Consider the following 21,601-nt stretch of genomic DNA (forward strand, 5'->3'; position numbering starts at 1 on the left):
ATGCCGAGCGAGAGTTGCTGTGCTGGTGGGCGTCTTCGTCGGCGTGCCCGGGGTGGCTGGTGTGTTGGGGCGGTGGCCGAGTGCGCTGCATCGACAGCCGGTGGGGCTGCATCTGGTGGCGGTGTGCTTGCTGTCGGTGAGCCTGGATGCCGGGCGAGGTGATGGAGTTTGCGCAGGTGCCGTTGGACGAGTCCGGCGCGGCGGGCTTCCTCGAAGAGAGCTCGGGCGGCTCCGTTCCGCGACCGTCCGCCGGCGTGCGGTTGGTCGGGCATAGACGTTCCTGGCGGGTGCTGGCTGGCTGAGGGCAAGATCACGAATGCGTTTCGGCCTGGTTGAGGCGTCGTGATGGCGGGTGGCGGCGCCGTACGGCCGGAGCGGGGCAGAGGTGCCGCCGCGCGCCGCGGCCTTGTCTCAAGACGACTGGGCGCGCTCGCCACTGTCGCGGGTTTGCGGACGGTTCGACCACCCGGGTAGAAGCTGTGCCTGGTCAGGGATTCCCCTGACCAGGCAGTTTGTGCCCCCGGCAGGACTCGAACCTGCGACCTAGAGAGTCGCAGAACGGTGTGCACGTTGTCTCCAGTTAGTTTGTTTTCCTAGGTCACTGCCGTCAGAGTGACCTAATTGGATTCTGTTGTTTCGCGTTGTTTATGGACCGTAAACGGACCAACGTCCCGATCATGAGCCCGTGTCCGGGGCGTCGAACAGCGACTCAAGCCGCGCCGCGTTGGCGGGGTTTGTCTTCCGCTGCCGCCGGTAGTTGCTCTGGACTACGTCGGGCGAATTGCCCAACTGATCCGCCGCGTCTTCGTTCGTGCCGCCCTGGTCGACGATGTGCGTGCCGACCGTGTGCCGCGCGATCCGGGCGTACACCCACGAGTAGCCGATCGCGTCGCACACCGACCGGAACCTCTTCTGGAAGTTCCCCGGATCCATCCACTGACCGTTCCAGGTCGGAAACAGCGGTCCCGGGCCCGCGGCGACCTTCACTCGCAGGAACGTCGGTGCCGACCAGTTCGGGTACATCGGGTTGACCGGCGTGCCGCCGTGACCCCGAGGGCCCTTCCTGCGCGGTTTCCGCACGATGCCCTGACCCTCGACCCGGACGAGATGGTGATCGATCAGGACCGTCTGTTTCTTGGGGTTGACCCCTGGCCCGTCCAGCGCCAGGACCTCTCCCGGGCGGGCACCGGTCGCGAAGATCACGTCGACAGCGTCAGGCATGTCGGTCCACACGCGCCCCCGGGGAGAACCGTTGAATTCCGCCGCCCGCCGCTCGCACTCGGCGCGGAATTTCATCCGGAAGTCCTGCCGGTCCTCCGGTTCGAGCGCGCGCACATCTTCCTGATCCGGGTTCTCGATCACCTCCACCGATCTCGCCGGGTTGCTCGACATCGCGCCGTACCGCACCGCGAGCTCGCAAACACCGGACATCACGGTCCGCGCGCGCTTCGCGGCCGAATACCCCTTGCTCCGCTTGGAACGCTTGCTCTTGGCCGCGTCCTTGCGGATCGACTTCAGCGTCTCGTCGCACAGGCCCGCGTTCTCGGCCTCGCCGCACGTCAACTCGCCCATGTATTTGCGGATCTGCTCGGCGCTGTCCTCGTAGTCGTAGAGGGATTTTTCCTGGCGCAGGCCAAGTTCGACCTTTTCTTTGAAACCGGCGATGAACAGGTCGATGGCGCGCCCGAACTTGCTCTTGCGATTGAGCGCTTTGCTGGCGACGTCGTCGACAAGGTCCGTCATTGCCTTCTTGAGCGCACGCTCGGCGGCGGTCGCGGATTTGCCGCGGCGGCGCGGGCGAGCGATTTTCCCGTTGCGTTTGCGGAAGCGTGCGCGGGCCTCGAACACGCCGGGCTCGATCTCTTTTATATGGATCTTGCCGTACGTGCCGATTTCCGTGGGTAGTCTGGCCATCATCCTCCCTTGCGTTTTTTGCGCGCGGAGGGGTGGGGGAAAAGACGCTTAGGACGCCCCCCCCCGCAGTTTTACGAGATCTGTTGCGATGCGGACCGGGGGAAGCGGTCAACGCATTTGCGCCCCAGGATCAGGGGTTGTTGATGAGGTACTTCTCCATCGCGTCGATTTCGGCGAGCAGCTGGCGACGCGTGCGTTCGTGGATGTGCCGGCGCCGCTCGAACGCGCCGATCCAGGTGATGATCATCAGTGCGAGGCCGTAGTTCACTGGCGTCGGGGGCCAGCTGTCGACAGCGCCGACGAGCGCGAGCACGCCGACGACGATGGTCAGGACCGTCGCGCTGGTGAAGAGGACGCCGGTTAGTGCATCAGGTGATGGGATGAGGGGTGCTCCCATACGCTGCGTGGTCATTCGTTGACTCCCGTCCCCCGTTGTGTGGGTAGTAGTTCGCTTGGGGGACGTCGTTGGACAGTGTTCTTGCGTTAGGCGCTGAACAGCGGTTTTGTTGAAGTTGGGCCGAACGTGTGAGCGACTCGGCGGCAGTTCGGCGACGTAGTTGCAATCACTCAGGGTGAGTGTCTATTGTGCTCAATCCTTGCGCGGAACGTCGTCTTCGTGTTGAGCGTCGCCAGCGGCGCGGAGGTAAGCAGCGCGGGCGGCCAGCCCGATCGTCCGGCCGATCATGTTGCCCTCGTCGATGATCTGCTCGGGTGTCATCGTTCGCCAGCGCAGGCGGTCTTCTTTGGTGATCGTGAAGGTGACGCCGTCGCCGAGCGGGACCTCGCGCAGGCCGGCTACTGCGGGGGTCGAGTTGTCGGTCCCGGTGGGCTCGCCGCCGTGCATGATCGCTTGGCAGCTGCCTGGCGCCCAGCCGAGGTCGATCTCGACGTCGGCGAGCGTGTCGGGGCCGACGTATTCGCCGCGTTCCAGCTTGCCGAGCGTCTTGTCGCTGATGCCGATGACCGCGGACCACTCCTTGCGGGTTGCCCCTGGGTACTTCCGCTTGCGGGCGGCCATGACGTACCTGCCGAGGCGTGCGCGGTCTTCCATGCGCACAGAGTGCCGGAGGAACCTGGGGGAAGAAAGAGGAACCCCCCGCCTGTAGGGACGCGGCCTCACTCTGATTTCCCGTCTCTTCACTTTCCTTCCTTTCCATGGGTCACAGCATGCCGTAGTCACCAGGTCACGCGCAAGCCCTAGGCATATTCCTTCCTTCTGCTTGACTTTGCTTCCCTTTGGGTCCTACTGTTTCCACCATGCCCACTGTGAAGCCAGCCCTCCGAGCGGCCCGCCGCGCGAAGGGACTCAAGATCAGCCACCTGGCCGCTCGCATCGACGGCCTCAAGGTGCAGCACCTCGCCAACTGCGAAAGCGGCCACGCCGTGATGTCGATCGAGCTGGCGAACCTCGTCGCTCGGGAACTCGGCGTCGAGGTCGGCGACATCGTCGACCTCGACGCCGAGGCTGGCGACGAGACGCAGCCGGAGAAGACGCACCCGACGCGCCGCCAGGAGCAGGAGAAGACGACCGGCCCGAAGCGCGCGTCCGAGCCGATACCGGCATGAGCCGCGAGCTCGTCGAGGCCGTCGAGAAGCTGACCGCGCGGATCGCCCGGTTGGAGAAGGCCGCGAAGCAGCCCGCGCGGATCGCCTGGCGGCCGCGCGAGGTCGCCGAGATGACCGGCCTGTCGTACCTCGAGGTTTTGAGGCTCATCCGCGAGGGACGCCTCGGCTCAATCCCGGAAGGCCGTCTGCACGTCGTGCCGGAATCCGAGGTGCAGCGGTACCTCGCCGAGAACCTCACGCACGAGACCGCTTAACCACAACGAAAACGCCCGCCTCGTGCAGGCACACGAGACGGGCAGCGACCAGAGAGAAAGGGCTCTCATGATCGACAGCAAGTATCTCACGGATCTCCCCGCGCCCCAGCGTGCGGCGCTGGAGACGCTGCTCGCGCTGGACTGCGACACCCCGGAACGCGCGTCGGAGCTGATCTACGACACCCAGGCGTTGCGGGATCTGGAGCGGGTCGGGCTCTTGAGCTGGGACCCGTCGCACGGCGAGCAGTTGACCGCCGCTGGCCGGGCGCTCGTGGTCGAGCTGGCGCACGTCGACGCGACGCGGGAGGACCTGTTGCGTCGGGTGCTGGCGGCGAAGCCGTCGGGTCGTCACCGCGCGGAGGAGTTCGTCGACTCGTTCCCGGAGGCCGCGGTCGAGCACACGGCGGAGCTGGAGGCGATCGGCGCGCCGGTGTCGCTGGCCGGGTGGGTGCGCCGGAACTTGACCCGTGCGCGTGTCTCCGCGCTGCTGCTGTCGGTCGCGGTCGTCATGGTCGTGGGCGGCGTGTGGGCGGTGGCCCGGTGACCGCCGCGCCTGAGCGCGTGGTGCTGTCCGGCGCGCCGATCGTGAAGCCGCCGGCCATCTACACCGAGACCGGCTGGAACCAGATCGAGACGGTGATGCGCACGACGGAGCTTCAGGAGCCGTGCAAGTGGTGCCAGCTGGAGGGGCACGTGGTGCGGTGGCGGTTCTCGCCGAACCCGGACGAGTTCCCGCCGCCGGGTGTGCTGGACGAAGAGGTCGAGGGCTGCCACTGCTGCATCTGGGGCCGCGCCGGTGTCGAGGGCCTGGTGGCGCGCGCCGATCGGGAGTCGTTCAACGGCCGGGAAGTCAAGGTCGAGCACCTCGGCAAGGACGGCCGCTGGTCGCCGTGGGCACGGTGGTTCTGATGGGGATCGTCCGCAAGCTGCGGGACGGCGCGCGCTGGATCGAGAACGTCGTCGAGGAAGAGGCCCCGCGCCCGAAGCCTCAGCCGAAGCCCGAGGCGAAGACGAAGCCGGAAGCCCCGGAGAAGCCGGAGCGCGCCGACGTCGCGGACCGCGCTGGTGAGCTGCTCGGTCGGATGCTCAAAGCCTGGGTCGACGACATCAACTCGATTCCCTTCCGCCGCATCACTTCCGCCCCGGAGGCGACCCGATGAACGAGACGACTGACGTGGACCGGTTGACTGCGGTCGCGTTCCACATCTCCAGGCACGATCTGCCCGCAACGTCCTCTGTGGACATCATGTTCAAAACCAGCGTGACGCTGTGGACTCACGAGGGCGTTGGGCTGTCGCCGTTCCTGCAATGGATCGACAGCCTCGGCGACACCGTTGAGATCACCGGGTGCATCTACGGCGGCGGCTATCAGATGCGCGCCACCGGAGTCCTCGCAAACGGTGCTCCGGTCGAGGTGCGCATTGTTCTGCGCGGCACCGAGTTCACGGAGCTGGTCAAGGAAACCGGGTACGTCAAGGAAGCCTCGTTCACCCGCACCCAGCTGGCGAAGCTCGCCGACCCGGAACTGCTCGACGACCGCGAGCCGGTGGCCCCGTGACTGCCGTTGCCGAGAAGATCACCGAGCCGGGCGTCTACGACGACGTCCCGGACGAGGTGTACCACGCGGACCCGGTCGAGGGCGGCTCGCTGTCCTCAACCGGTGCCCGCCGGTTGCTCCCGCCGTCCTGTCCCGCGAAATTCCGCTGGGAGCAGGACCACCCGCGCGACAACGTGCCCGAGTTCAACCTCGGGCACGCCGCCCACAAGCTCGTCCTCGGCATCGGCCCCGAGTTGGTCGTCGTCGAGGCCGAGAACTGGCGCACCAAGAAAGCGCAGAACACGCGAGACGAGGCATTGGCCGAGGGCGCGGTTCCGTTGCTGCCGTTCGAGATGGAGCAGGTCGAGGCGATGGCCGCGGCTCTGCGCGCGCACCCGATCGCGTCGGCGCTGCTCCGGCCCGGCACCGGCCGCACGGAGCTCACGTTGGTGTGGCGGGATGTGCCCACAGGCGTGATGCGCCGCGCCCGGCTGGACAAGCTCACGAAGGACCGGCGCGGCCGGGTCCTGATCGTCGACTACAAGACCGCCGCCTCCTCCGAACCGGCCAAGTTCGAGAAAGCGATCCACGAACGCGGCTATCACCAGCAGCTCGACTTCTATAAGGACGGCGTGCTGGAGCTCGGGCTCGGCTCCGAGGTCGTGCCCTTGCTTGTGGCGCAGGAGAAAACGCCGCCGTACGTGGTGACGGTGGTGCAGCCGACGGAATCGGCGATGTTCTGGGGCGGCGTGCTGAACCGCACTGCCGTCGACCTTTTTGCGCAGTGCCAGCGCACCGGCGTGTGGCCGGGCTACAGCGACGAGATCGTGCTCGCCGCGCTGCCCGGCTGGGCCGAACGCCAATACGAGGACGCGCGCGAGCGCGGCGACTACGACATCAAGGAGAAGTAAGCCATGGCTGGCAAGGAAGTTGCTGCCCAGGTCCCGGCCGCTGTCGCCGCGCCCGAACGGGTCGGACAGGCGACCGCGGTCGAGCAGGCCCGCGCGATCGCCGAAGTCCAGGGCGCGATCGTCGTCGCCCAGCAGTGCCCGCGCAACGTCGCCGCCGCAACGCTGGCGATGAAGGAATCCTGCGGCCAGATGTACTTGGCGCAGAAGGCGTTCTTCCGGTTCCCGCGCTCCGGAGCGACGGTGTCCGGCGCGTCCGTCTACCTCGCCCGCGAGCTCGCGCGCTGCTGGGGCAACGTGCAGTACGGCGTGGCGGAGCTGCGCCGCGACGACGAGCACGGCCAGTCCGAGATGCTCGCGTTCGCGTGGGACGTACAGACGAACACGCGGGTCGAGACGAAGTTCATCGTGCCGCACATGCGCGACAAGAAGACCGGCCCGGAAAAGCTCGTCGACATGCGCGACATCTACGAGAACAACGCCAACTCGGGTGCGCGCCGCGTGCGCGAGTGCATCTATTCGATCCTGCCGCCGTGGTTCGTCGACCAGGCCAAGGAACTGTGCAACGCCACCCTCAAGGACGGCGGCGGAGTGCCGCTGCCGAAGCGGATCGCCGACATCATCGCCCGGTTCGCCGAGCTCGGCGTGACCCGCGAACAGCTGGAGCGCAAGCAGCGCCGCGGCTCGAACGCGTGGACCGAGCACGACGTCGCACAGCTGACCGTCATCGGCCGATCGATCGCGAACGGCGAAGTCCAGGTGCACCAGGAGTTCGAGCCGGACGTCATCACGGCGAACGACATTGTCGGCGGCGACGACGACCCGACGTTGCCGGACGACCCGGACCTCGCGCTGCCCGCGCAGGAAGGCGCGGCGCGGTGAACGGGCCGGACCACTACCGCGAAGCAGAGCAGTTGCTCGGCTACATCGAGGACGGTGCTCTGCGGGACGGCGTACGGCTTGACGAAATGGCGGCGCTGTCGATCGCTACTCGCGCGCAGGTACACGCGACGCTTGCCCTCGCTGCCGCGCAGGCGATGCCGACCGTCGCCCGGCTCATGGGCGTCGACGACCAGATCACCGCATTTGGTCGCGCGATCGGTTGGGGTTCGTCGTTCGCGCACTGCGGAAACCACACCGGCAACGCCAGCAACCGCTGTCTCCTCGCAGAGGGACACAGCGGGGAGTGCGACGACGATCCGGGGCCGTTCTGATGACCGTCCGCCTGACCATTCCGCGGCCCGCGCCGCCGGTATCAGCCGACCGGAAGGTGTGCGAGGCCAGTCCGCGCACGCGGCCATCGTCGGTCGTCGGCGCGGTCTGCGGCGGCGGGATCCCGCAACCCGCGTGGCCCGCGTGCGAGGAACCCGGCCGGTGGGAAGTCGCCGGCTACGAGCACCGGTATTGCACCCACCACGCCGCGACCCGGGTCCGCGCCCGCGACGCATTGGCCGGGTGGATCCGATGACGCGCGGGGAACGTCCGCACGGGCGCGCGAAATACGTGATGGAGAAGTGCCCCTGCGACGTCTGCCGGGAGGCGAACAACGCCTACAACCGCAACCGGAAACGACAGCGTGCCTACGGGCGCGCCGCGTACGTCGACGCCGAGCCCGCCCGCGCGCACCTCCGCGCGCTCGGCGAAGCCGGGATCGGATGGCGCCGCGCTGCCGAACTCGCTGGCCTGTCGACGTCGGTGGTGAGCAAGCTCCTCTACGGACGGTCGGGACGTGCACCGTCGCAACGCATCCGCGCGGCCACAGCGGCGAAGATTCTCGCGGTCGAGATCAACGCCGACGGGATGGCTGCCCACGCGGTTGTCGACGCGACGGGCACCCGGCGCCGACTCCGTGCGCTTGTCGCGATCGGATGGTCGCAAACCCAGCTGGCCGAACGGCTCGGGTTGACCCCGAACAACTTCGGGCCATTGGTTCACGGACAGCCGAACATCACCGCCGCGCGCCGTCGCGCGGTAACAGAGCTTTACGACGAACTGTGGGACAAGCCGCCCGCCGACAACGCGCTCGCGCGGAAATCCCGTCGGTACGCGCAGCAGCAGGGCTGGGTACCGCCGCTGGCGTGGGACGACGACGAGATCGACGACCCGGCAGCGGAACCGGCCGGCGTCGAGGAACCCAAACGCAAGCCGGGCGGGCAGCGGAAGCTGCCGCCTCCAGATGAGCTGCGGTGGCTGCTGACCCAGCAATCCCCGCAGTCGGTGGCGCAACGGTTCGGGGTCCACGTGAAAACGATCGACAACGCCCTGCGGAGGCCGGCATGACCAACCGCTGCCAGGTCCCGACGTGCAACCGGCCCCTCACGAGCGAGGAGTCGAGACGGCGCGGCATGGGGCCTGTCTGCTGGCGACGCCACAACCCTGCCGCACCACGCATTCCGGCGGCCGAGCGCACCGTCAACCCCGACCAGATCCCGCTGCCGCTGGAGGAGCCCGTGGACGCCGAAACCGCGCACAGTCTCGTTGATCGCCTCGTTGACACCGACCCGTTGAAGCTCCGCGACGCATTGTTCGCCGTAATCAGCAAGCTCGAAGCGCTCGACGGACGCAGCGCGGTCACCGACGAAGTGCTCGACGAGATCCGCGCGGCCCTGCAATCCCAGCTCGCCTGAGCTTGTCGGCGGGGCCGCGCCGCCTGAGGACCACGGCCCCGCCGACACACCAATTTCCCCACCACGAAAGGAAAAGGGATGACGGACATCAAACCCGAGACCGACGCGGACCAGACCGACGCGGACCAGATGGACTTCGCGGTCACGCTCGCCCAGCTCGGCAAGGGCAAGACGAATCGTCGGCTGTCCGACGAGTTGCGCGAGGTCGTCGCCGCGGTGACCAAAACCGGCAAGCCCGGGAAGGTGACGCTCACGATCAACGTCAAGCCGCAGAAGAACGTCCCCGGCGCGGTGATCGTGACCGAGGCCAGCAAGGCGGCCGCGCCCGTGTTCGACCAGCAGGGCGCGATCTTCTACGCCACCGAGGACGGTGATCTCGTCCGCGACGACCCGCGTCAGCACGCCCTCTACTGACCAACCATCCCTGAAACACCGCGACACCAAGGAGAAACCGTGACCGAGGAAGCCGCCACCGTCGAGACCGACGGCGCGCGCATCGAGGATCTGACCCGACGGTCGAGCTACCAGTCGCCGCCGGTCGGCTACCAGCTCGACAGCGAAGGTCCGAACGTCGTGCGCGTGATGCGCGAGGACGAGCGGATCGAACGACTCAGCCTCGAAGGCTGGCAGGACGCACCGAACCGTAACCGGGGCACGGCTGTGCTGTTCGACCCGGAGAACTTCGTCGAGTACGTCGACCGGCTCGGCAGCGCCGAAACCACCGTGTGGGGCAACGAAGCCGCGAACAGCTTCACCGCCGTCTTCAACGACCACGAGACCCCGCACGACCCCGGATGGCGCGACCACACCGCGGTCCTGCAGCTGCAGGACGACCCGGAGTGGAACGCGTTCGTGCAGCGCTCCGGCCGGTACATGAATCAGGTCGACTTCGCCGAATTCCTCCAGGACTACGCGCCGTCGATCCTGCGGCCGGACGGCGCGACGCTGCTGGAAGTCGCGATGAATTTCAAGGCCCACCGCAAGGCCGAGTTCGAGTCCGCGGTCGACCTGGAAACCGGCGACGTGTCGTTCCAGTACACCGAGCAGACCACGGCGAAAACCGCGCCGAAGGCCGGCCAGATCGAGGTGCCGCGCGAGTTCGTTGTCGCGCTGTCCCCGTTCCTCGGCATGGATCCGGTGGCGGTGACCGCGCGCCTGCGGTTCAACGTCGAGAAGGACGGCCTGCAGATCGGTTTCCGGCTCGTGCGGCCCGATTTGGTCCGCCGGGACGCGTTCGCGGCGATCCGCACCAAGATTGCCGACGGGCTCGACAGCCTCGACGCGATCGGCGTGCCGGTGCTGCTCGGCTCGGCGCCGCAGCCGGTCCGCGCGCAGTCCTGATCCGGTGGCCCGGCCGGTCCCGATCCGGCCGGGCCCCATCCCCTTCAACCCACCGAGGAGGTGAGCATGCCCGCCTATCCGTACACCGGCGACCGCTACCTCGAAACCCTCATCCCGTCCGCCGAGAAACTCGTCGCCGCCGTCCGCCGCGACGATCCGATGCACGTCGCCGCCATGCTCGCCGACGCCGAACAGGCCTACGGCGACCCGCTCGCCGGCGCCCGCGCGCTCGTCGTCCTGCTCGCCGCGATGGTCCCCGACGACCGCGCCGCCGACGACCTCCTCCGCTGGCGCAGCAACCCGCACGAGTACCGCCGGCTCCGCGCCTTGGGCGTCGGAGCGGCCGAGGCCGCCGAACTCGCATCGGCGGTCCGGCCCATCACGAAGGGAACAGCAGCTTGACCACGATGGCGACAGGGCTGGAGCCGTGCGACCGGTTCGAGTGGGAACGCGTCGTGCGCCGTCTGGGCCTGCCGATGCGACTGAAGCTCGTCGCGCTCACGCTCGCCACGTACGCGGACAAGGACGGCAGCCGTGTCCGGCCCGGCGTGAACGCTCTCGCCGCGGTCACGGGGCAAGGGGAGAGCACGGTGCGCCGGTTGTTGGCGGCGTTGCGGGAGAGCGGTCTGATCGAGCAGGTTTCGCGCGGCGGCGGCCGGGCCGGGAACGGCAAGGCGACCGAGTACCGGCTGACCCTGCCGGCCGATGTGGACAGTCTCGTTCTGCTGCCCCCGTCCGAGGTTTCGCCGCTCTCTATGGCGAGCGCTCAATCGGACGCTGCACCGCTCCCTAGGGAGAGCGCTGAAACGAACACTGAACCGCTCGCCCAGGGGAGCGGTCAATCGGAAACGTCCCCTGTGGACAACTCGGAAACTCCGCTCGCCATGGGGAGCGGTGATTGTGGACAGTCCTCTGTGGACAAACCGGCTTCAGCGCTCGCCCAGGAGAGCGGTGAAACCGATGAACAGGAATCGATTGACCGCTCGGAAAACACTGTTTCGAATGGATTGACCGCTCGCTACGACGGATTGACCGCTCGCAGCTCCGAGCGACTACCAGATCAAGAACACCAACCACCTAAAAGCGACCAACCTTGTAGTCCCGACCCAACGCAACCACAGACCGCGCGCGAACCCGACCCGAACCCGATCGAACTCCGGCCGAGGAACTGCGCACACGGACTCCCCGCCCACCGCGACGCCACCGGCCAACCCACCTGCCCCCTCTGCCGCCGCGGACTCCCCGCCACGGAGGACCCGCCATGAACCGCATCCGCATCCGCCGCAGCCCCGGCAACCCCAACGGCCTCCGTTGGGGCCGCCACCCCGGATACCGCTGGCACTGCCCATGCTGCGACACCGGCGGCCGCGTCTCCTCGTGGTCGCAAGTGCGCCGCGGCGAACTCCGCACCGACACCTTCCAGCGCGTCATAGCCAACGTCGACGAGCACCTCCGGCAGCGACACCAGCTCGACCACGCCCGCTACATCGTCCGGGAGGCACCGTGACCCACCCCGAGAACCACGCCGACTGCCGCCAGTTCCTCGTCGACGGCATGGCCAAACTCGACGTCGACGTCACCGCCTCGACCGCACCCCCGATCGTCCAAAGCCCCTACGGCGAGCACTCGTTCACCTGCCCCCACGGCACCCGGTACTGGCTCGAACCCACAAGCGAACAAATCGCCCAGTGGACCCGGGACGGCACACCATGACCCTCGACCGCACCGGCGAAGAAATCCTCGAGGTTTCCGACGAATGGCCGGCCATCCCCACCCACGACCCACGCTGCGACGGCACCGGCTGGATAGACCGCGACGCCGACCCCGCCATCCCCTGCCTCGACTGCAAACCCTGGCTCCGACCCACCGAACTCCGCCGCAAAACCTTCGGCCCCCACGAGGAGAACACCCGTGCCTGAAACCAAACCCCGCGTCTGGAACGCAGACGACCCCCAACCCAACGACGTCACCAAAATCCGCGACGCCATGGGCGACGTTTGGACCCGTGAGTGGGTCCTCGTCGGCTCAAACATCTGGACCACACCCGACACGATTCCCATGACCTGGGAGCGGATCGCGAAGAAATACGGGCCGCTCACCGAAGTTGACCCGTCGGCCCCGGCCACCCGTGAAGCCACCGGCAGCGAGCGGCCGAGTCTCGATGATCTCGCCCGATTGCTCGCCGAGGGAATGGCCGGCGAGGTCGAGAAGATCAACGCTGAAGCGGTCGCCGCAGCCGCTGATGCCACCGCGCGTGCCGCGTCGTGGTGGGAAGCAGCGAAGTTCTGGTGCTCGGATTTCCGCGTGGCAAGCAAGCTGGCCAAGGACGAGACTGCCCGCGCCAATGCCGCGGAGGCGAAGCTGCGGTTCGCCAACGACCGGATCAACGGTCTGGAAACCAGCACCGCCGAGGCGTGGCTGAACCACGGCGTCGCGCTCAACGAGCGCAAAGCCGCGGAGGCGAAGCTCGCCGAGCTGCAGCGGTCCTACGATCGGTCTTTGACCGCACGTCGCGATCTCCGATGCAAGGCGATTGCCGAGCAAGCGGGCAACGTGTGCGCCCAGCGCGAGCGTGACGAGGCCCGGCAGACGCTGATCGAGATCAGCGACACGATCGGCGACGACGACCCGTGCCACGACCACGCCGACGCGCACAGCATCCTCAACCAGGTGCGGTCGCTGACGGCGGCCTACTTCGCCGAGCCCGTCACGGACCGCGAGGAACCGGCGGAGGCGTGCGGCGAACCGCTGCCGTCCGACAACGCGGCTCGCTGCCAAAACCCACCGGCGCACGTCGGACCGCATTGGACGCACGGCGACGGCCACGGCTCAACCTCATGGCCTGCCAGCGAGGAACCGGCGCTCGGCGACGTGATCAAGTGCCAACAGTGCGGCAAGCAGTCCCGTTCGATCTCTCGCGGCTGCTCGAACTGCGGACTTGGCGTCCGTTACCCATGCCAGCTCGTTCCGGTATCACCCAGCGAGGAACCGGCCGGCGAGACGAAGCCGCGGACGCTGCTCGGCTGGATCGTGCCCGACCACATCGCCTTCACCATCGACGGCGGCAGCTACGTCCACATCATTTGCCGGTGGGCCCTGGAGGACGACTGTTCCACCACGACCGCCAAAGGCAACCTCGCGTGGATCGAACAGTTCCTCCATGCCCACGCTCACGGCCAGTCTGTCGAGCGCCAGGCGCAGGAGGCCGACCGTGGCTGAAACCCAAAACCTGTGGTGGTCGCCCACGCTCGGCGCGATCCTCAAGCACCACGACGGCAGCTTCCGCGTCCTCGGCGGCGGCAGCGTCAACGCCTGGGGCTGGTTCATCCCCGCCGAATGGCCGGCCGACGCGGAACGGTACATGCCGGAAAAGAACCCCGCCCGCCGCCAATCCGAAGAGATCGCGCTCGCCGCCCTGCAGGAAGCCGCCGGCGACGTGTGCGACCTGCTCGGCCCGCGGTACAACACGCGCCAGGTCATCTACTCGATCACGAACCTTGCCCGGAAAGCCGTCGCCGAGCTGAACCTGCTGCAGGGCCGCATCAACACGGCGTTGGAAGCGTCCACGATGGACGAGGCCCGCGCCGCGCTGCTCGGCACGCCCACCGCGGCCATCACCCAGCCTGACCGGTCCGGCCGGTGGGTCGACGGCGAGCTGCTGCCGTTCGGCCCCCACGACCTTGACGGCTGGCAGCCCACACACCCCGAGGCGGTCGCCGGTGACTGACCCCATCGAAATCGACGTGCCCCTGCACAAGGGAAAACCGCCGCTCACGCACAACCTGCGCCTACACCGCCAGGAAGAAGCACGCCGCACCAAGGAAATCCGGGAATCGGTCGGATGGAAGGCGAAAGCGATGATGCTCGGCCACCACCGGCACATCACGGTGCAACTCCACTACCTGCCCGGCGACAACAAACGCCGCGACGCACCCAACCTCACCGCCACCTCGAAACCGGCCATCGACGGGCTCGTCGACGCCGGACTCGTCCGCGACGACAACGACGACTACGTCACCGAAATCATGCCGATCATCCACCGCGGCCAAGGCCAACCCCGACGGCTCTGGATCACCATCACGATCACCGAGGAGACCCAGCAGCAGTGAGCATCCAGGAAGAAGCCGAGTCCCTGCGCGCGATCGCGTCCAGCGACCACCTGCCCATCGGGATGGTCCGGCAGATGCAGGGCAACCTGCAGAACATCATCGCCGAGGTCGCGCACACTCTCGGCCGGGACTCGAACGGCACACACGAGATCGCGAACTGCATCGGCGTCGCGTCCGCGAAGTTCGAGGAAGTACTCGGCGCGCTGCAGAACGTCGAGAAAGCCATCCACGACGCCGCCGACTACCACGCAAGGGGATGACCATGACCGAGCAGAAACCCGCCGTCGGGCGGATCGTGCACTACCTCACCGACCCGGTACCGCAACGCGACAGCAGCGAACTCCGCGCCGAATGCCGCGCGGCGATCATCACCCGCGTCTGGGACGACGGCGACGGCTGCTGCGAAGCGGTCGCGCTCACGGTGTTCAGCGACCACGACACCACCCGGCACAGCATCGTGCCGCACAACGAGGACGGTCCGCACGGCCGTACCTGGCACTGGCCGGAGCGTGTGTGATGACCGACCCGCGCGAACTCATCGACACCTACGCCGCCGAGACCGACTTCTACCGAGGCGACCTACTCGACGACCGCGAGCACGAAGCCCCGAAGGCGTTCGACGCACTGCGCGCCGTCCTCGACCTCCACAAGCCAGAGGACACCGACCCGGACGTCGACCCCGGGAAAACGTACTGCTGCACCGGATGCCTCGACGCCTACGGCGACTATCGCGACTACCCCTGCGCCACCGTCCGAGCCATCACAAAAGCGCTGGAGGACAACGATGGCTGACCCGGAAGACACCCGCACCGACGAGGAAGTCCTCGAAGACCTCATCCGCCGTGACGAACAGTCCCGAAAGGACGGTGCACGATGACCCGGCCACTGTGCAACCAGCCCGAAGACGACGGCACCCCCTGCACGTCCTGGGCGATCGTCGGCTACGACCAGTGCGTCCGCCACTGGCAACCCGGCGAGGGCCCGAAACGGTTGCACGCACCCGCCTACACCGGGCCATACCAAGAGGGCCGCTTCAAACTCGACCGGCCCGTGCAGAACGAACCCGAGCCGGTCACCGCGCCCACACCGGAATCAACGCCAGAGCCCGAAACCGTTCAAACCCCAGCCGAGAATGCAAGCCCGGATGAAATCGAGGAACCGCCACCGGCGGACGTCCAGCTGGCACCCAACCCGCCGTCCCGCCGCGGCTGGTTCAAGATCTTCCGGAGGGCAGCGTGAACCAGCCCCGCCCGTGCGCGCTCCCCATCCACACCCGGGACGGGGAACGGGTATGCCCGCGCCGAGCAGCACCCGGCACCCTCGTGTGCCCGCCCTGCAGCGAACAACTCCGCGGCGTGCTGTCGAAGCTCGCGCTCACCTACCGGGCGGTGACCGAGCTCGACGAGCTCATCCCCGGCGGCCGTGGCGGTGATGGCGTCCGCCGGGTACCGGGCCCGCGGTCGCCGGCGGTGGACGCGATCCTCGCCCACACCGACCCGCGCAGCCGGGACGACAGCGCGCTCGCGGTGGTCGAGTCGTGGGCGCGGTGGGTGCGCGCCGAACGCAGCATCGACGTCGAACCGGCGAAGATGCTCGCGACTGTCCCGGCCGGGCGGGTCACGATGGCGCGGGAGCTGGACACGTTGCGGTTCCACTGGGACTGGATCATGGCGTCGCCGGAGGTGCCGTGGTTCGCTGAGGCGATGCGGTCGGTGGCGCAGGCTCTGCGGCAGGTGCGCGGCGAGCTGGACCGGGTCACGCGGGTGGGGAAGTGCCCGACGCCGGTGGTCGTGATCCCTCGCGCGGACGGCGACATCCACCTGCCGTGCGGTGCTTCGCTGCGCGTCCGACCCGGCGCGACCAAGATCGTCTGCCGGAACTGCGAAACCGAATGGGGCCGCGACCGCTGGAACGAGCTCGGCGACGCCCGCGCCGACTACGCGAGTTTCAGCGAGCAATTCGACGTCCCCGTCGGCACGCTCCGCCGGTGGGCGCACAAGGACAGCTGGGACCGCGCGGGCACTCGGGGCCGGCCGTTGTGGCTGCGCGCCGAGGTGTTCGCCAGCTACGTGAAGCGGCGTGGCGACCTCACCTTCGACCAGGCAGGATGACGGATCGGCGAATCACTCGGCAAACGGCCGTAGCTTGTCGGAGGTAGGCCCGACACTGGATACATGCCTACCTACGAGCAGTACGAACCGATCCCAGGCCACCGGCTCATCGTCGAAATAGCAACCACCAGCGGCCGTAATTACCTAATGGCTCAGTGCAGCTGCGAGGGCAACCTCGGCCTGCCCAAACACGTGCGGGAGTCGCCGGAGGAGGCGGTCAGACTGCACGACGAGCACTGCGACAAGGTGCCCCGCGACGGGGCCTAGCGAACCGCTCCGTGATCGGTTGCGCCGAGGAGCCGCAGACTCGGCCATGTGTTGCACCACAGGCACGACCACGCGAGGTTCGTGATGTGGTTGCGGCCGCCGAGGACCAGCGAAACCGGGTGATCGAGACTGCCGATGCGACGCCCGATGTGCTCCCACGGTGCCGGGCCGCCATTCGCGGTCGACGGGCGGCCCTCCACCGCCAGCGACCCGCAGTAGCGGCACCGGCCTTGCGCGGCCTCAAACACGTCGACGACGTCCTGAACTGAGAGTTTCTCCGCGGCATTGCTCATCAGCCGCGGCCGGTTGGATCGCTTGGCTTTCCGCTGGCACCACGCGCGGCGTTCCTGTGGCGTCGTCCGTGCGAGATAGTCGCCCCACGACACGTAAAGCGGTGCCGTTGGGTCCATGTGAGCCTCCGGGACGCGGGGAGACGGTCGAGCGTTGCTGGGTGTCAGTGTCGCACCGGCCAACGGCCAGCGCCACGAAAGTTAGTTAGGGCAAGGAACGACTTGGCCCCCACCCAGCGCGGGTGGGGGCCAAGATCGTTTCAGAACCAGGACTGGTGGACACTCCCGCGGACCGGGCCTGCCGCCTTCTCCGCGGCGGCGCGCTCCGGGAACATCTGCTCCCAGATCAGGCGTGCGTTGCGGCTGGCGTGCATGCCGCCGCGCGGCAGGCGCTCGTCGAACGCGGCGACGAACAGCTCGTCGGTGATGGCGGGGATGCGGAGTTCGGCGAACGCGCGGACGTCGACCGTGGCGGCGGGGTCGGCGAGGGCCGCCTTGTACTTCTCCAGGTTGCGGCCGAGCAGGCGTGCGGTTGCGACGTCCATTGCGGACCTCCGTGGGATTGGGGATGTTTCGCGTGCCCTTCCAGGACTCGAACCTGGGTGTCTGCCGGCAGGGCGGGTGCCCCCGGCCGGAGCCGGGGGCCTGTCCCGTCAGGCGATGGCGTATTCGAGGCTGGCGTCGTGGTGGAGGATGTCCATCCAGTGCTGGTGGGCGGCGGCGGAGCGGTCCCGGATGTCGGTGTCCTGGCGGGGGTTGCGGGCGATGCGGAGGTCGGTGTCGGCGGTGCGTCCGATGGCGGCGGCGAGGTCTTCGGTGAGGGGGAAGGTGATCTCGTTCATTTTGTCCTCCGGGGTTTCTCTCTTGCTGATGTAATAACTATAGCACGGGTGTACGTACACCCACAATGGTTTTCTGAATTTGATGTGTACGTACACCTGTGCTACGGTGGGGGCATGGCGAACCAGCGCGCAGAGGACGCCTTCAAGGCGAACTTCTGGACCACCCGGGACCTCTGGACCCTCTTCGGCAACGTGACCGCCGCAGACGGCACCGACCGCACCAAAGACCTGATCAACTTCATGCGGTGGCGCACCGGCGACCCCGACGCGAAACTCCCGACGCCGGCCACCCGCGCCGGAGACGGCCACGACCCGCACGACAACGTCGACCGCTACATCGAGAGCCGACTCACCGATCTCGCACGGCTCCGCGCCGAAGCCCACGCCGCACTAGACCGCGGCGTCGACGTCGACGACATCCTCGACCACGTCGAGGACGCTGGCCGCCAGATCGACGCCGCCGGGGCGCGCGTCGCGAAGCTGAAGGGAGAACGATCTTGAACGACCTGTCCCCGGAGCAACTGAGAGACGCTTGCGATCGCGTCCGTGCTCTTCAGATGAAGATGACGGCCGCTGACCTCAACCTCGGTGCCAGCATGCTCACCGCGAGCGTCGGACTCCGGCGCTTCGCTCGCGCATTCCGAGCCGCGCAGGCAGCCGAGTTCGAGCACCTGCGGGCACAACCGGACCTGCTGGAGATCGAGGTAGCCGCATGCGCGTGGTACCCGGAGGCGCGCCGGAAACTGCCCCCTCGTTGACGCTGACCAGGGGCGAACGTATATTCGATCACGTTGGAGCACTGTCTCCGAAGCCCGGACCACTGGTTCGGGCTTTTTTCATGCGCAGGGGAGGACACGTGAACGGCTGGTCGTGGTACTGGACGATCTGGGCGAGCGTCCTGTTCGTCGCGTTCGCGATCCCCGAGTTCTGGGCACTCGGCACCGGCCACCCCGAGAACACGCTGTCCGACAACGTGTGGCGGCTGGAGAAGTTCCTCCCCGGTGACCACTGGTACCAGTGGTCCGCGCTGCACATCCTCATCGGCGGCGCGCTGATCGTCCTGTTCGGATGGCTGATCGGGCACTTCGTGTTCGGGATTTGGCGGTAGCGATGATCGAACACACCGTGCGCCTCACCGGCGTCCCGGGCACGTTCCAGGCGAGCAGCTTCACCGAGTGGATCGGGCATCTCGTCGATGTCACCGGCCTCGACCCCGCCCTGCACCACGTGCTCAAGGCCGTCGAGAACACCGAGGACGGCACCGCCAGCACCCTCACGATCGTGACGATCCGCGACGACGGCCCCGACCTCGCCGCGGCCATGTCCGTCCGCGTCGGCACCCCCACCTGCCCCGTCCGCGCGTTCGTCGCCGGCACCCAGGTCTCGGCGGCGCAGATGGAGGCCCCGCTGCAGGTCGGCGCGCCTGTGCGCGTCGGCGACCAGCACTACACCGTGCAGGCCGTGTCCTACCCGGCGCGCCAGCCGGACGGCACCACCACCGGCGACGACTACCAGCGCGCCGACCTCGTCGCCGCGGACGGGACACCGTTCGACGTGCGCACTCTCGGCGGCGCGCCCGCCGCGCTGGCCGGGTTGTTCGGCGGCGCGTGATGGCGAAGTGCACCGGCCGTGTCCCGCTGAAAGGCGACGACGGCCGGATGCTGCGCGACGACGACGGCAAGGTCCAGACCCGGCCGTGCAAGAACGACGCCATCCAGGGCGGCACCGTCTGCCCGTCACACGGCGGGAAAGCGCCTCAGGTCGCCGCGAACGCCGCAGTGCGCGCCGAGGTGATGCGGTGGGGTCTCGGCGACGCGCACGCCGACCCGGCCGAGGTGCTGCTGCGGCTGGTGTCGCAGTCCGCGGCCCGGGTCGAGCTGTACGGCCGGCTGCTGCAGGAAGCCTACGAGGCCGCGGACCGGCTGCGGAAGGCGCACGCGGCCGAGCAGCTGGTCGCTGACACGGAGATCGAGTACGGGTTCGACGGCGACGGCGGCGACCGGGCCGAGGTCCAGACCGCGAAAAAGGATCTTGAACGGATCTTCAACACCGGCGGTGTCGCCGCGCTGGTCGGCCACACCTACGACGACTCGAAAACCGGCGGGATCTACGCCACCGGCGAGCAGATCCGCGGCCTGGCGCAGCTCGAAGCCGCCGAGCGGGAACGCTGCGCGGGCTTCGCAGCGAAGGCGGTTGCGGCCGGGTTGGCGCAGCGTCAGGTCGAGCTGGCCGAGCGCCAGGGCGCGCTTCTGGTCGAGCTGCTCAACGCCGTGTTCGACGATCTTGGGCTCACCGAGCAGCAGAGGGAGGCGGCCCCCGATGTCCTTGACCGCCACCTCAGCCTGGTCGCCGGCTGACGTCGCCGCGTTCTCGTCGGCGTCCGCGCAAATGCGGGCCGCGAACACCGCGCGCCGGCTGTCGCGGGACGGGGCGGCGTGGACGGAAGAGCGGCTCGGCGAACACCTGTGGTCCAAGCAGGTCGAGATCCTCAACAGCGTGCGGGACAACCGGTACACGGCAGTGAAAGCCTGCCACGGGCCGGGAAAGTCGCGGGTCGCCAGCCGCGCGGCCGCGTGGTGGATGGAAACCCACCCGGCCGGTTCCGCGCGGGTCGTCACGACCGCGCCGACCGGCGACCAGGTGAAGGCGATCCTCTGGTCGGAGATCAACAACGCGGCCAGTGTCGCGGAAGCGCGCGGAGAGCCGTTCCGCGGCAGGGTCAACGAAACCGAGTGGAAACTCGGCAAGCAGCTCGTCGCGTTCGGGCGCAAGCCCAGCGACTACAACCCGCACGCGTTCCAAGGGATTCACGCCCGCTACGTCCTGGTGATCCTCGACGAAGCCTGTGGCATTGTGAAGCATTTCTGGACCGCCGCCCGCGCGATCACCACTGGCGAGCACTGCCGGATCCTCGCGATCGGCAACCCCGACGACCCCGGCAGCGAGTTCCGCAGGGTCTGCGGGAAAGAGGACTGGAACACGATCACCATCTCGGCGTTCGAGACACCGAACTTCACCGGCGAATGGGTGCCGCAGGAAGTCTCCGAAGCGCTCGTCGGACCGTCCTATGTGGAGGACATGCGGACCGAATATGGCGAGCAGTCCCCGGTCTACATCGCGAAGGTCTTGGGGGAGTTCCCCGACGACGCGGACGACGGCGTCGTCCGGTACAGCTCGCTCCGCGCCTGCACACACCCGGAACCGCCGCCGCACACCGACGCCGAGCTTCTGCCCGTCGAACTCGGTGTCGACCTCGGCGCGGGCGGCGACGAAACCGTCATCCAGGAACGCCGCGGCATGGTCGCCGGCCGAGTCTGGACCACCCGCACCCGCGACTCCATGCAGGCCGTCGGGAAAATCGTGGAAGCGATCCGGGAAACCGGTGCCACCGCGGTGAAAGTCGACGTGATCGGCATCGGCTGGGGCATCGTCGGCCGGCTCCGCGAGCTCGCCGGCGAAGGCAAGATCACGGCAGCGGTCGTCGGCGTGAACGTGGCCGAAGCCTCGACCCAGCCGGAGAAATACCGGAACCTCCGGTCACAGATCTGGTGGGAAGTCGGGCGGAAACTCGCCGAGGACCGGGCGATCGACTTCTCGACACTGGACACCCCGTACCGGGACAAGCTGTTCACGCAGCTGACCGCACCGAAATACGTCCTCGACAGCTCCGGCCGGATCGTGGTCGAACCCAAGGCCGAAACCAAAATCCGGCTCGGCCGCTCCCCGGACAACGCCGACAGTCTGCTGCTCGCCTACTACACGCCGCCCGGCGCGGCACACGACTCGCTCGGCTGGCTGAAAGCCGCCAAGAACGCACAGATGGGAGGCCGCTGAG

At 68.0% G+C, this 21,601-nt stretch carries 40 protein-coding genes; 34 read left to right on the forward strand and 6 right to left on the reverse strand.

From position 1 onward, the window contains the following. Positions 1-675 precede the first annotated feature (675 nt). The 3 genes from ABD156_RS33295 to ABD156_RS33305 form a co-directional block, all read right to left on the reverse strand. Positions 676-1,914: a site-specific integrase gene (locus ABD156_RS33295; RefSeq protein WP_344283120.1), complete on the reverse strand. Its 1,239-nt coding sequence runs from the start codon at positions 1,912-1,914 to the stop codon at positions 676-678. 130 nt (positions 1,915-2,044) lie between these two features. After that, complete coding sequence (locus ABD156_RS33300) at positions 2,045-2,326, reverse strand: hypothetical protein (RefSeq protein WP_344283123.1); 282 nt, start codon at positions 2,324-2,326, stop codon at positions 2,045-2,047. 177 nt (positions 2,327-2,503) lie between these two features. After that, positions 2,504-2,965 carry a helix-turn-helix domain-containing protein gene (locus tag ABD156_RS33305; protein WP_344283126.1) on the reverse strand — a complete coding sequence of 154 codons (462 nt, stop codon included), beginning with the start codon at positions 2,963-2,965 and terminating at the stop codon, positions 2,504-2,506. A 206-nt stretch (positions 2,966-3,171) separates the two neighbouring features. Here ABD156_RS33305 and ABD156_RS33310 point away from each other — a divergent pair, with 206 nt between their 5' ends. The 28 genes from ABD156_RS33310 (at position 3,172) to ABD156_RS33445 (ending at position 16,634) form a co-directional block, all read left to right on the forward strand. Further along, positions 3,172-3,480, forward strand: coding sequence for a helix-turn-helix domain-containing protein (locus tag ABD156_RS33310; protein ID WP_344283129.1), 309 nt, complete (start codon positions 3,172-3,174; stop codon positions 3,478-3,480). After that, entirely contained in the window at positions 3,477-3,734 is a 258-nt protein-coding gene (locus ABD156_RS33315; protein WP_344283132.1) for a helix-turn-helix domain-containing protein, read from the forward strand. The genes ABD156_RS33310 and ABD156_RS33315 overlap by 4 nt, the downstream gene beginning before the upstream one ends. A gap of 67 nt (positions 3,735-3,801) precedes the next feature. Continuing rightward, positions 3,802-4,278 carry a hypothetical protein gene (locus ABD156_RS33320; RefSeq protein ID WP_344283135.1) on the forward strand — a complete coding sequence of 159 codons (477 nt, stop codon included), beginning with the start codon at positions 3,802-3,804 and terminating at the stop codon, positions 4,276-4,278. Next, entirely contained in the window at positions 4,275-4,643 is a 369-nt protein-coding gene (locus tag ABD156_RS33325) for a hypothetical protein (RefSeq protein WP_344283138.1), read from the forward strand. Before ABD156_RS33320 ends, ABD156_RS33325 begins: the two co-directional genes overlap by 4 nt. Next, the gene (locus ABD156_RS33330) at positions 4,643-4,894 is read left to right on the forward strand and encodes a hypothetical protein (protein ID WP_344283141.1); all 252 of its coding nucleotides are present in this window, start codon (positions 4,643-4,645) and stop codon (positions 4,892-4,894) included. Before ABD156_RS33325 ends, ABD156_RS33330 begins: the two co-directional genes overlap by 1 nt. Beyond that, entirely contained in the window at positions 4,891-5,292 is a 402-nt protein-coding gene (locus tag ABD156_RS33335) for a hypothetical protein (RefSeq protein WP_344283144.1), read from the forward strand. Before ABD156_RS33330 ends, ABD156_RS33335 begins: the two co-directional genes overlap by 4 nt. Next, complete coding sequence (locus tag ABD156_RS33340) at positions 5,289-6,182, forward strand: PD-(D/E)XK nuclease-like domain-containing protein (RefSeq protein ID WP_344283147.1); 894 nt, start codon at positions 5,289-5,291, stop codon at positions 6,180-6,182. Before ABD156_RS33335 ends, ABD156_RS33340 begins: the two co-directional genes overlap by 4 nt. Before the next feature lie 3 nt (positions 6,183-6,185). Beyond that, positions 6,186-7,061, forward strand: coding sequence for a hypothetical protein (locus ABD156_RS33345; RefSeq protein WP_344283150.1), 876 nt, complete (start codon positions 6,186-6,188; stop codon positions 7,059-7,061). Continuing rightward, positions 7,058-7,393 carry a hypothetical protein gene (locus ABD156_RS33350; RefSeq protein ID WP_344283153.1) on the forward strand — a complete coding sequence of 112 codons (336 nt, stop codon included), beginning with the start codon at positions 7,058-7,060 and terminating at the stop codon, positions 7,391-7,393. Before ABD156_RS33345 ends, ABD156_RS33350 begins: the two co-directional genes overlap by 4 nt. Next, positions 7,393-7,647: a hypothetical protein gene (locus ABD156_RS33355; RefSeq protein WP_344283156.1), complete on the forward strand. Its 255-nt coding sequence runs from the start codon at positions 7,393-7,395 to the stop codon at positions 7,645-7,647. The genes ABD156_RS33350 and ABD156_RS33355 overlap by 1 nt, the downstream gene beginning before the upstream one ends. Continuing rightward, on the forward strand, positions 7,644-8,459 hold the full coding sequence (locus ABD156_RS33360) for a hypothetical protein (RefSeq protein WP_344283159.1): 816 nt from the start codon (positions 7,644-7,646) through the stop codon (positions 8,457-8,459). The genes ABD156_RS33355 and ABD156_RS33360 overlap by 4 nt, the downstream gene beginning before the upstream one ends. Further along, positions 8,456-8,806 carry a DUF6011 domain-containing protein gene (locus ABD156_RS33365; protein WP_344283162.1) on the forward strand — a complete coding sequence of 117 codons (351 nt, stop codon included), beginning with the start codon at positions 8,456-8,458 and terminating at the stop codon, positions 8,804-8,806. The genes ABD156_RS33360 and ABD156_RS33365 overlap by 4 nt, the downstream gene beginning before the upstream one ends. Before the next feature lie 78 nt (positions 8,807-8,884). After that, a complete protein-coding gene (locus ABD156_RS33370; protein ID WP_344283165.1) occupies positions 8,885-9,220 on the forward strand; it encodes a hypothetical protein in 336 nt (111 codons plus the stop codon). A 39-nt stretch (positions 9,221-9,259) separates the two neighbouring features. Then, the gene (locus ABD156_RS33375) at positions 9,260-10,147 is read left to right on the forward strand and encodes a DUF2303 family protein (protein WP_344283168.1); all 888 of its coding nucleotides are present in this window, start codon (positions 9,260-9,262) and stop codon (positions 10,145-10,147) included. A 66-nt stretch (positions 10,148-10,213) separates the two neighbouring features. Further along, positions 10,214-10,549 carry a hypothetical protein gene (locus ABD156_RS33380; RefSeq protein ID WP_344283171.1) on the forward strand — a complete coding sequence of 112 codons (336 nt, stop codon included), beginning with the start codon at positions 10,214-10,216 and terminating at the stop codon, positions 10,547-10,549. Positions 10,550-10,554: 5 nt separating this feature from the next. Next, a complete protein-coding gene (locus ABD156_RS33385) occupies positions 10,555-11,412 on the forward strand; it encodes a helix-turn-helix domain-containing protein (protein WP_344285267.1) in 858 nt (285 codons plus the stop codon). Next, positions 11,409-11,654: a hypothetical protein gene (locus tag ABD156_RS33390; RefSeq protein ID WP_344283174.1), complete on the forward strand. Its 246-nt coding sequence runs from the start codon at positions 11,409-11,411 to the stop codon at positions 11,652-11,654. The genes ABD156_RS33385 and ABD156_RS33390 overlap by 4 nt, the downstream gene beginning before the upstream one ends. Further along, entirely contained in the window at positions 11,651-11,860 is a 210-nt protein-coding gene (locus ABD156_RS33395; protein ID WP_344283177.1) for a hypothetical protein, read from the forward strand. Before ABD156_RS33390 ends, ABD156_RS33395 begins: the two co-directional genes overlap by 4 nt. Further along, entirely contained in the window at positions 11,857-12,066 is a 210-nt protein-coding gene (locus ABD156_RS33400) for a hypothetical protein (protein ID WP_344283180.1), read from the forward strand. Before ABD156_RS33395 ends, ABD156_RS33400 begins: the two co-directional genes overlap by 4 nt. Continuing rightward, on the forward strand, positions 12,059-13,366 hold the full coding sequence (locus ABD156_RS33405) for a hypothetical protein (RefSeq protein WP_344283183.1): 1,308 nt from the start codon (positions 12,059-12,061) through the stop codon (positions 13,364-13,366). The genes ABD156_RS33400 and ABD156_RS33405 overlap by 8 nt, the downstream gene beginning before the upstream one ends. Then, on the forward strand, positions 13,359-13,874 hold the full coding sequence (locus ABD156_RS33410) for a hypothetical protein (protein WP_344283186.1): 516 nt from the start codon (positions 13,359-13,361) through the stop codon (positions 13,872-13,874). Before ABD156_RS33405 ends, ABD156_RS33410 begins: the two co-directional genes overlap by 8 nt. Next, positions 13,867-14,256 carry a RusA family crossover junction endodeoxyribonuclease gene (locus ABD156_RS33415; protein ID WP_344283189.1) on the forward strand — a complete coding sequence of 130 codons (390 nt, stop codon included), beginning with the start codon at positions 13,867-13,869 and terminating at the stop codon, positions 14,254-14,256. The genes ABD156_RS33410 and ABD156_RS33415 overlap by 8 nt, the downstream gene beginning before the upstream one ends. Continuing rightward, on the forward strand, positions 14,253-14,516 hold the full coding sequence (locus ABD156_RS33420) for a hypothetical protein (RefSeq protein ID WP_344283192.1): 264 nt from the start codon (positions 14,253-14,255) through the stop codon (positions 14,514-14,516). Before ABD156_RS33415 ends, ABD156_RS33420 begins: the two co-directional genes overlap by 4 nt. 2 nt (positions 14,517-14,518) lie before the next feature. After that, complete coding sequence (locus ABD156_RS33425; protein WP_344283195.1) at positions 14,519-14,773, forward strand: hypothetical protein; 255 nt, start codon at positions 14,519-14,521, stop codon at positions 14,771-14,773. After that, positions 14,773-15,048, forward strand: a complete 276-nt coding sequence (locus tag ABD156_RS33430; protein ID WP_344283198.1) for a hypothetical protein — start codon at positions 14,773-14,775, stop codon at positions 15,046-15,048. The genes ABD156_RS33425 and ABD156_RS33430 overlap by 1 nt, the downstream gene beginning before the upstream one ends. 81 nt (positions 15,049-15,129) lie before the next feature. After that, positions 15,130-15,495 carry a hypothetical protein gene (locus ABD156_RS33435; RefSeq protein ID WP_344283202.1) on the forward strand — a complete coding sequence of 122 codons (366 nt, stop codon included), beginning with the start codon at positions 15,130-15,132 and terminating at the stop codon, positions 15,493-15,495. Continuing rightward, on the forward strand, positions 15,492-16,367 hold the full coding sequence (locus ABD156_RS33440; RefSeq protein WP_344283205.1) for a hypothetical protein: 876 nt from the start codon (positions 15,492-15,494) through the stop codon (positions 16,365-16,367). The genes ABD156_RS33435 and ABD156_RS33440 overlap by 4 nt, the downstream gene beginning before the upstream one ends. A 63-nt stretch (positions 16,368-16,430) precedes the next feature. After that, the gene (locus ABD156_RS33445; RefSeq protein ID WP_344283208.1) at positions 16,431-16,634 is read left to right on the forward strand and encodes a hypothetical protein; all 204 of its coding nucleotides are present in this window, start codon (positions 16,431-16,433) and stop codon (positions 16,632-16,634) included. Here ABD156_RS33445 and ABD156_RS33450 read toward each other — a convergent pair. The 3 genes from ABD156_RS33450 to ABD156_RS33460 form a co-directional block, all read right to left on the reverse strand. Then, complete coding sequence (locus ABD156_RS33450; protein WP_344283211.1) at positions 16,631-17,044, reverse strand: HNH endonuclease; 414 nt, start codon at positions 17,042-17,044, stop codon at positions 16,631-16,633. The two genes, ABD156_RS33445 and ABD156_RS33450, sit on opposite strands and share 4 nt — an antisense overlap. A gap of 140 nt (positions 17,045-17,184) precedes the next feature. Continuing rightward, positions 17,185-17,469: a hypothetical protein gene (locus tag ABD156_RS33455; RefSeq protein ID WP_344283214.1), complete on the reverse strand. Its 285-nt coding sequence runs from the start codon at positions 17,467-17,469 to the stop codon at positions 17,185-17,187. 108 nt (positions 17,470-17,577) lie between these two features. Further along, positions 17,578-17,766 carry a hypothetical protein gene (locus ABD156_RS33460; RefSeq protein ID WP_344283217.1) on the reverse strand — a complete coding sequence of 63 codons (189 nt, stop codon included), beginning with the start codon at positions 17,764-17,766 and terminating at the stop codon, positions 17,578-17,580. 114 nt (positions 17,767-17,880) lie between these two features. Between ABD156_RS33460 and ABD156_RS33465 the strand changes: the two genes are divergently transcribed. The 6 genes from ABD156_RS33465 (at position 17,881) to ABD156_RS33490 (ending at position 21,600) form a co-directional block, all read left to right on the forward strand. Beyond that, positions 17,881-18,267, forward strand: coding sequence for a hypothetical protein (locus tag ABD156_RS33465; protein ID WP_344283220.1), 387 nt, complete (start codon positions 17,881-17,883; stop codon positions 18,265-18,267). Positions 18,268-18,323: 56 nt separating this feature from the next. Beyond that, complete coding sequence (locus tag ABD156_RS33470; protein WP_344283222.1) at positions 18,324-18,524, forward strand: hypothetical protein; 201 nt, start codon at positions 18,324-18,326, stop codon at positions 18,522-18,524. Between the two features lie 98 nt (positions 18,525-18,622). After that, positions 18,623-18,874 carry a hypothetical protein gene (locus tag ABD156_RS33475; protein WP_344283224.1) on the forward strand — a complete coding sequence of 84 codons (252 nt, stop codon included), beginning with the start codon at positions 18,623-18,625 and terminating at the stop codon, positions 18,872-18,874. A 2-nt stretch (positions 18,875-18,876) separates the two neighbouring features. After that, positions 18,877-19,377 (forward strand): hypothetical protein, encoded by a 501-nt coding sequence (locus tag ABD156_RS33480; protein WP_344283227.1) that lies wholly within the window; start codon positions 18,877-18,879, stop codon positions 19,375-19,377. Further along, positions 19,377-20,123 carry a hypothetical protein gene (locus ABD156_RS33485; RefSeq protein WP_344283230.1) on the forward strand — a complete coding sequence of 249 codons (747 nt, stop codon included), beginning with the start codon at positions 19,377-19,379 and terminating at the stop codon, positions 20,121-20,123. Before ABD156_RS33480 ends, ABD156_RS33485 begins: the two co-directional genes overlap by 1 nt. Continuing rightward, positions 20,086-21,600 carry a hypothetical protein gene (locus tag ABD156_RS33490; protein WP_344283233.1) on the forward strand — a complete coding sequence of 505 codons (1,515 nt, stop codon included), beginning with the start codon at positions 20,086-20,088 and terminating at the stop codon, positions 21,598-21,600. Before ABD156_RS33485 ends, ABD156_RS33490 begins: the two co-directional genes overlap by 38 nt. Position 21,601: the final 1 nt, after the last annotated feature.

The organism is Amycolatopsis albidoflavus (genome assembly GCF_039525725.1).
Classification (GTDB): Bacteria; Actinomycetota; Actinomycetes; order Mycobacteriales; family Pseudonocardiaceae; genus Amycolatopsis; species Amycolatopsis albidoflava.

What these genes read in the sequence shown, in the direction of transcription:
- ABD156_RS33470 (WP_344283222.1), top strand. Translation starts at nt 18,324, where the DNA reads ATGAAGATGACGGCCGCTGACCTCAACCTCGGTGCCAGCATGCTCACC.
- ABD156_RS33305 (WP_344283126.1), bottom strand. Translation starts at nt 2,965, where the DNA reads ATGGAAGACCGCGCACGCCTCGGCAGGTACGTCATGGCCGCCCGCAAG.
- ABD156_RS33355 (WP_344283156.1), top strand. Translation starts at nt 7,393, where the DNA reads ATGACCGTCCGCCTGACCATTCCGCGGCCCGCGCCGCCGGTATCAGCC.
- ABD156_RS33445 (WP_344283208.1), top strand. Translation starts at nt 16,431, where the DNA reads ATGCCTACCTACGAGCAGTACGAACCGATCCCAGGCCACCGGCTCATC.
- ABD156_RS33360 (WP_344283159.1), top strand. Translation starts at nt 7,644, where the DNA reads ATGACGCGCGGGGAACGTCCGCACGGGCGCGCGAAATACGTGATGGAG.
- ABD156_RS33370 (WP_344283165.1), top strand. Translation starts at nt 8,885, where the DNA reads ATGACGGACATCAAACCCGAGACCGACGCGGACCAGACCGACGCGGAC.
- ABD156_RS33460 (WP_344283217.1), bottom strand. Translation starts at nt 17,766, where the DNA reads ATGAACGAGATCACCTTCCCCCTCACCGAAGACCTCGCCGCCGCCATC.
- ABD156_RS33385 (WP_344285267.1), top strand. Translation starts at nt 10,555, where the DNA reads ATGGCGACAGGGCTGGAGCCGTGCGACCGGTTCGAGTGGGAACGCGTC.
- ABD156_RS33480 (WP_344283227.1), top strand. Translation starts at nt 18,877, where the DNA reads ATGATCGAACACACCGTGCGCCTCACCGGCGTCCCGGGCACGTTCCAG.
- ABD156_RS33455 (WP_344283214.1), bottom strand. Translation starts at nt 17,469, where the DNA reads ATGGACGTCGCAACCGCACGCCTGCTCGGCCGCAACCTGGAGAAGTAC.
- ABD156_RS33380 (WP_344283171.1), top strand. Translation starts at nt 10,214, where the DNA reads ATGCCCGCCTATCCGTACACCGGCGACCGCTACCTCGAAACCCTCATC.
- ABD156_RS33365 (WP_344283162.1), top strand. Translation starts at nt 8,456, where the DNA reads ATGACCAACCGCTGCCAGGTCCCGACGTGCAACCGGCCCCTCACGAGC.
- ABD156_RS33485 (WP_344283230.1), top strand. Translation starts at nt 19,377, where the DNA reads ATGGCGAAGTGCACCGGCCGTGTCCCGCTGAAAGGCGACGACGGCCGG.
- ABD156_RS33400 (WP_344283180.1), top strand. Translation starts at nt 11,857, where the DNA reads ATGACCCTCGACCGCACCGGCGAAGAAATCCTCGAGGTTTCCGACGAA.
- ABD156_RS33425 (WP_344283195.1), top strand. Translation starts at nt 14,519, where the DNA reads ATGACCGAGCAGAAACCCGCCGTCGGGCGGATCGTGCACTACCTCACC.
- ABD156_RS33315 (WP_344283132.1), top strand. Translation starts at nt 3,477, where the DNA reads ATGAGCCGCGAGCTCGTCGAGGCCGTCGAGAAGCTGACCGCGCGGATC.
- ABD156_RS33295 (WP_344283120.1), bottom strand. Translation starts at nt 1,914, where the DNA reads ATGGCCAGACTACCCACGGAAATCGGCACGTACGGCAAGATCCATATA.
- ABD156_RS33430 (WP_344283198.1), top strand. Translation starts at nt 14,773, where the DNA reads ATGACCGACCCGCGCGAACTCATCGACACCTACGCCGCCGAGACCGAC.
- ABD156_RS33320 (WP_344283135.1), top strand. Translation starts at nt 3,802, where the DNA reads ATGATCGACAGCAAGTATCTCACGGATCTCCCCGCGCCCCAGCGTGCG.
- ABD156_RS33490 (WP_344283233.1), top strand. Translation starts at nt 20,086, where the DNA reads ATGTCCTTGACCGCCACCTCAGCCTGGTCGCCGGCTGACGTCGCCGCG.
- ABD156_RS33450 (WP_344283211.1), bottom strand. Translation starts at nt 17,044, where the DNA reads ATGGACCCAACGGCACCGCTTTACGTGTCGTGGGGCGACTATCTCGCA.
- ABD156_RS33390 (WP_344283174.1), top strand. Translation starts at nt 11,409, where the DNA reads ATGAACCGCATCCGCATCCGCCGCAGCCCCGGCAACCCCAACGGCCTC.
- ABD156_RS33435 (WP_344283202.1), top strand. Translation starts at nt 15,130, where the DNA reads ATGACCCGGCCACTGTGCAACCAGCCCGAAGACGACGGCACCCCCTGC.
- ABD156_RS33345 (WP_344283150.1), top strand. Translation starts at nt 6,186, where the DNA reads ATGGCTGGCAAGGAAGTTGCTGCCCAGGTCCCGGCCGCTGTCGCCGCG.
- ABD156_RS33330 (WP_344283141.1), top strand. Translation starts at nt 4,643, where the DNA reads ATGGGGATCGTCCGCAAGCTGCGGGACGGCGCGCGCTGGATCGAGAAC.
- ABD156_RS33465 (WP_344283220.1), top strand. Translation starts at nt 17,881, where the DNA reads ATGGCGAACCAGCGCGCAGAGGACGCCTTCAAGGCGAACTTCTGGACC.
- ABD156_RS33310 (WP_344283129.1), top strand. Translation starts at nt 3,172, where the DNA reads ATGCCCACTGTGAAGCCAGCCCTCCGAGCGGCCCGCCGCGCGAAGGGA.
- ABD156_RS33335 (WP_344283144.1), top strand. Translation starts at nt 4,891, where the DNA reads ATGAACGAGACGACTGACGTGGACCGGTTGACTGCGGTCGCGTTCCAC.
- ABD156_RS33300 (WP_344283123.1), bottom strand. Translation starts at nt 2,326, where the DNA reads ATGACCACGCAGCGTATGGGAGCACCCCTCATCCCATCACCTGATGCA.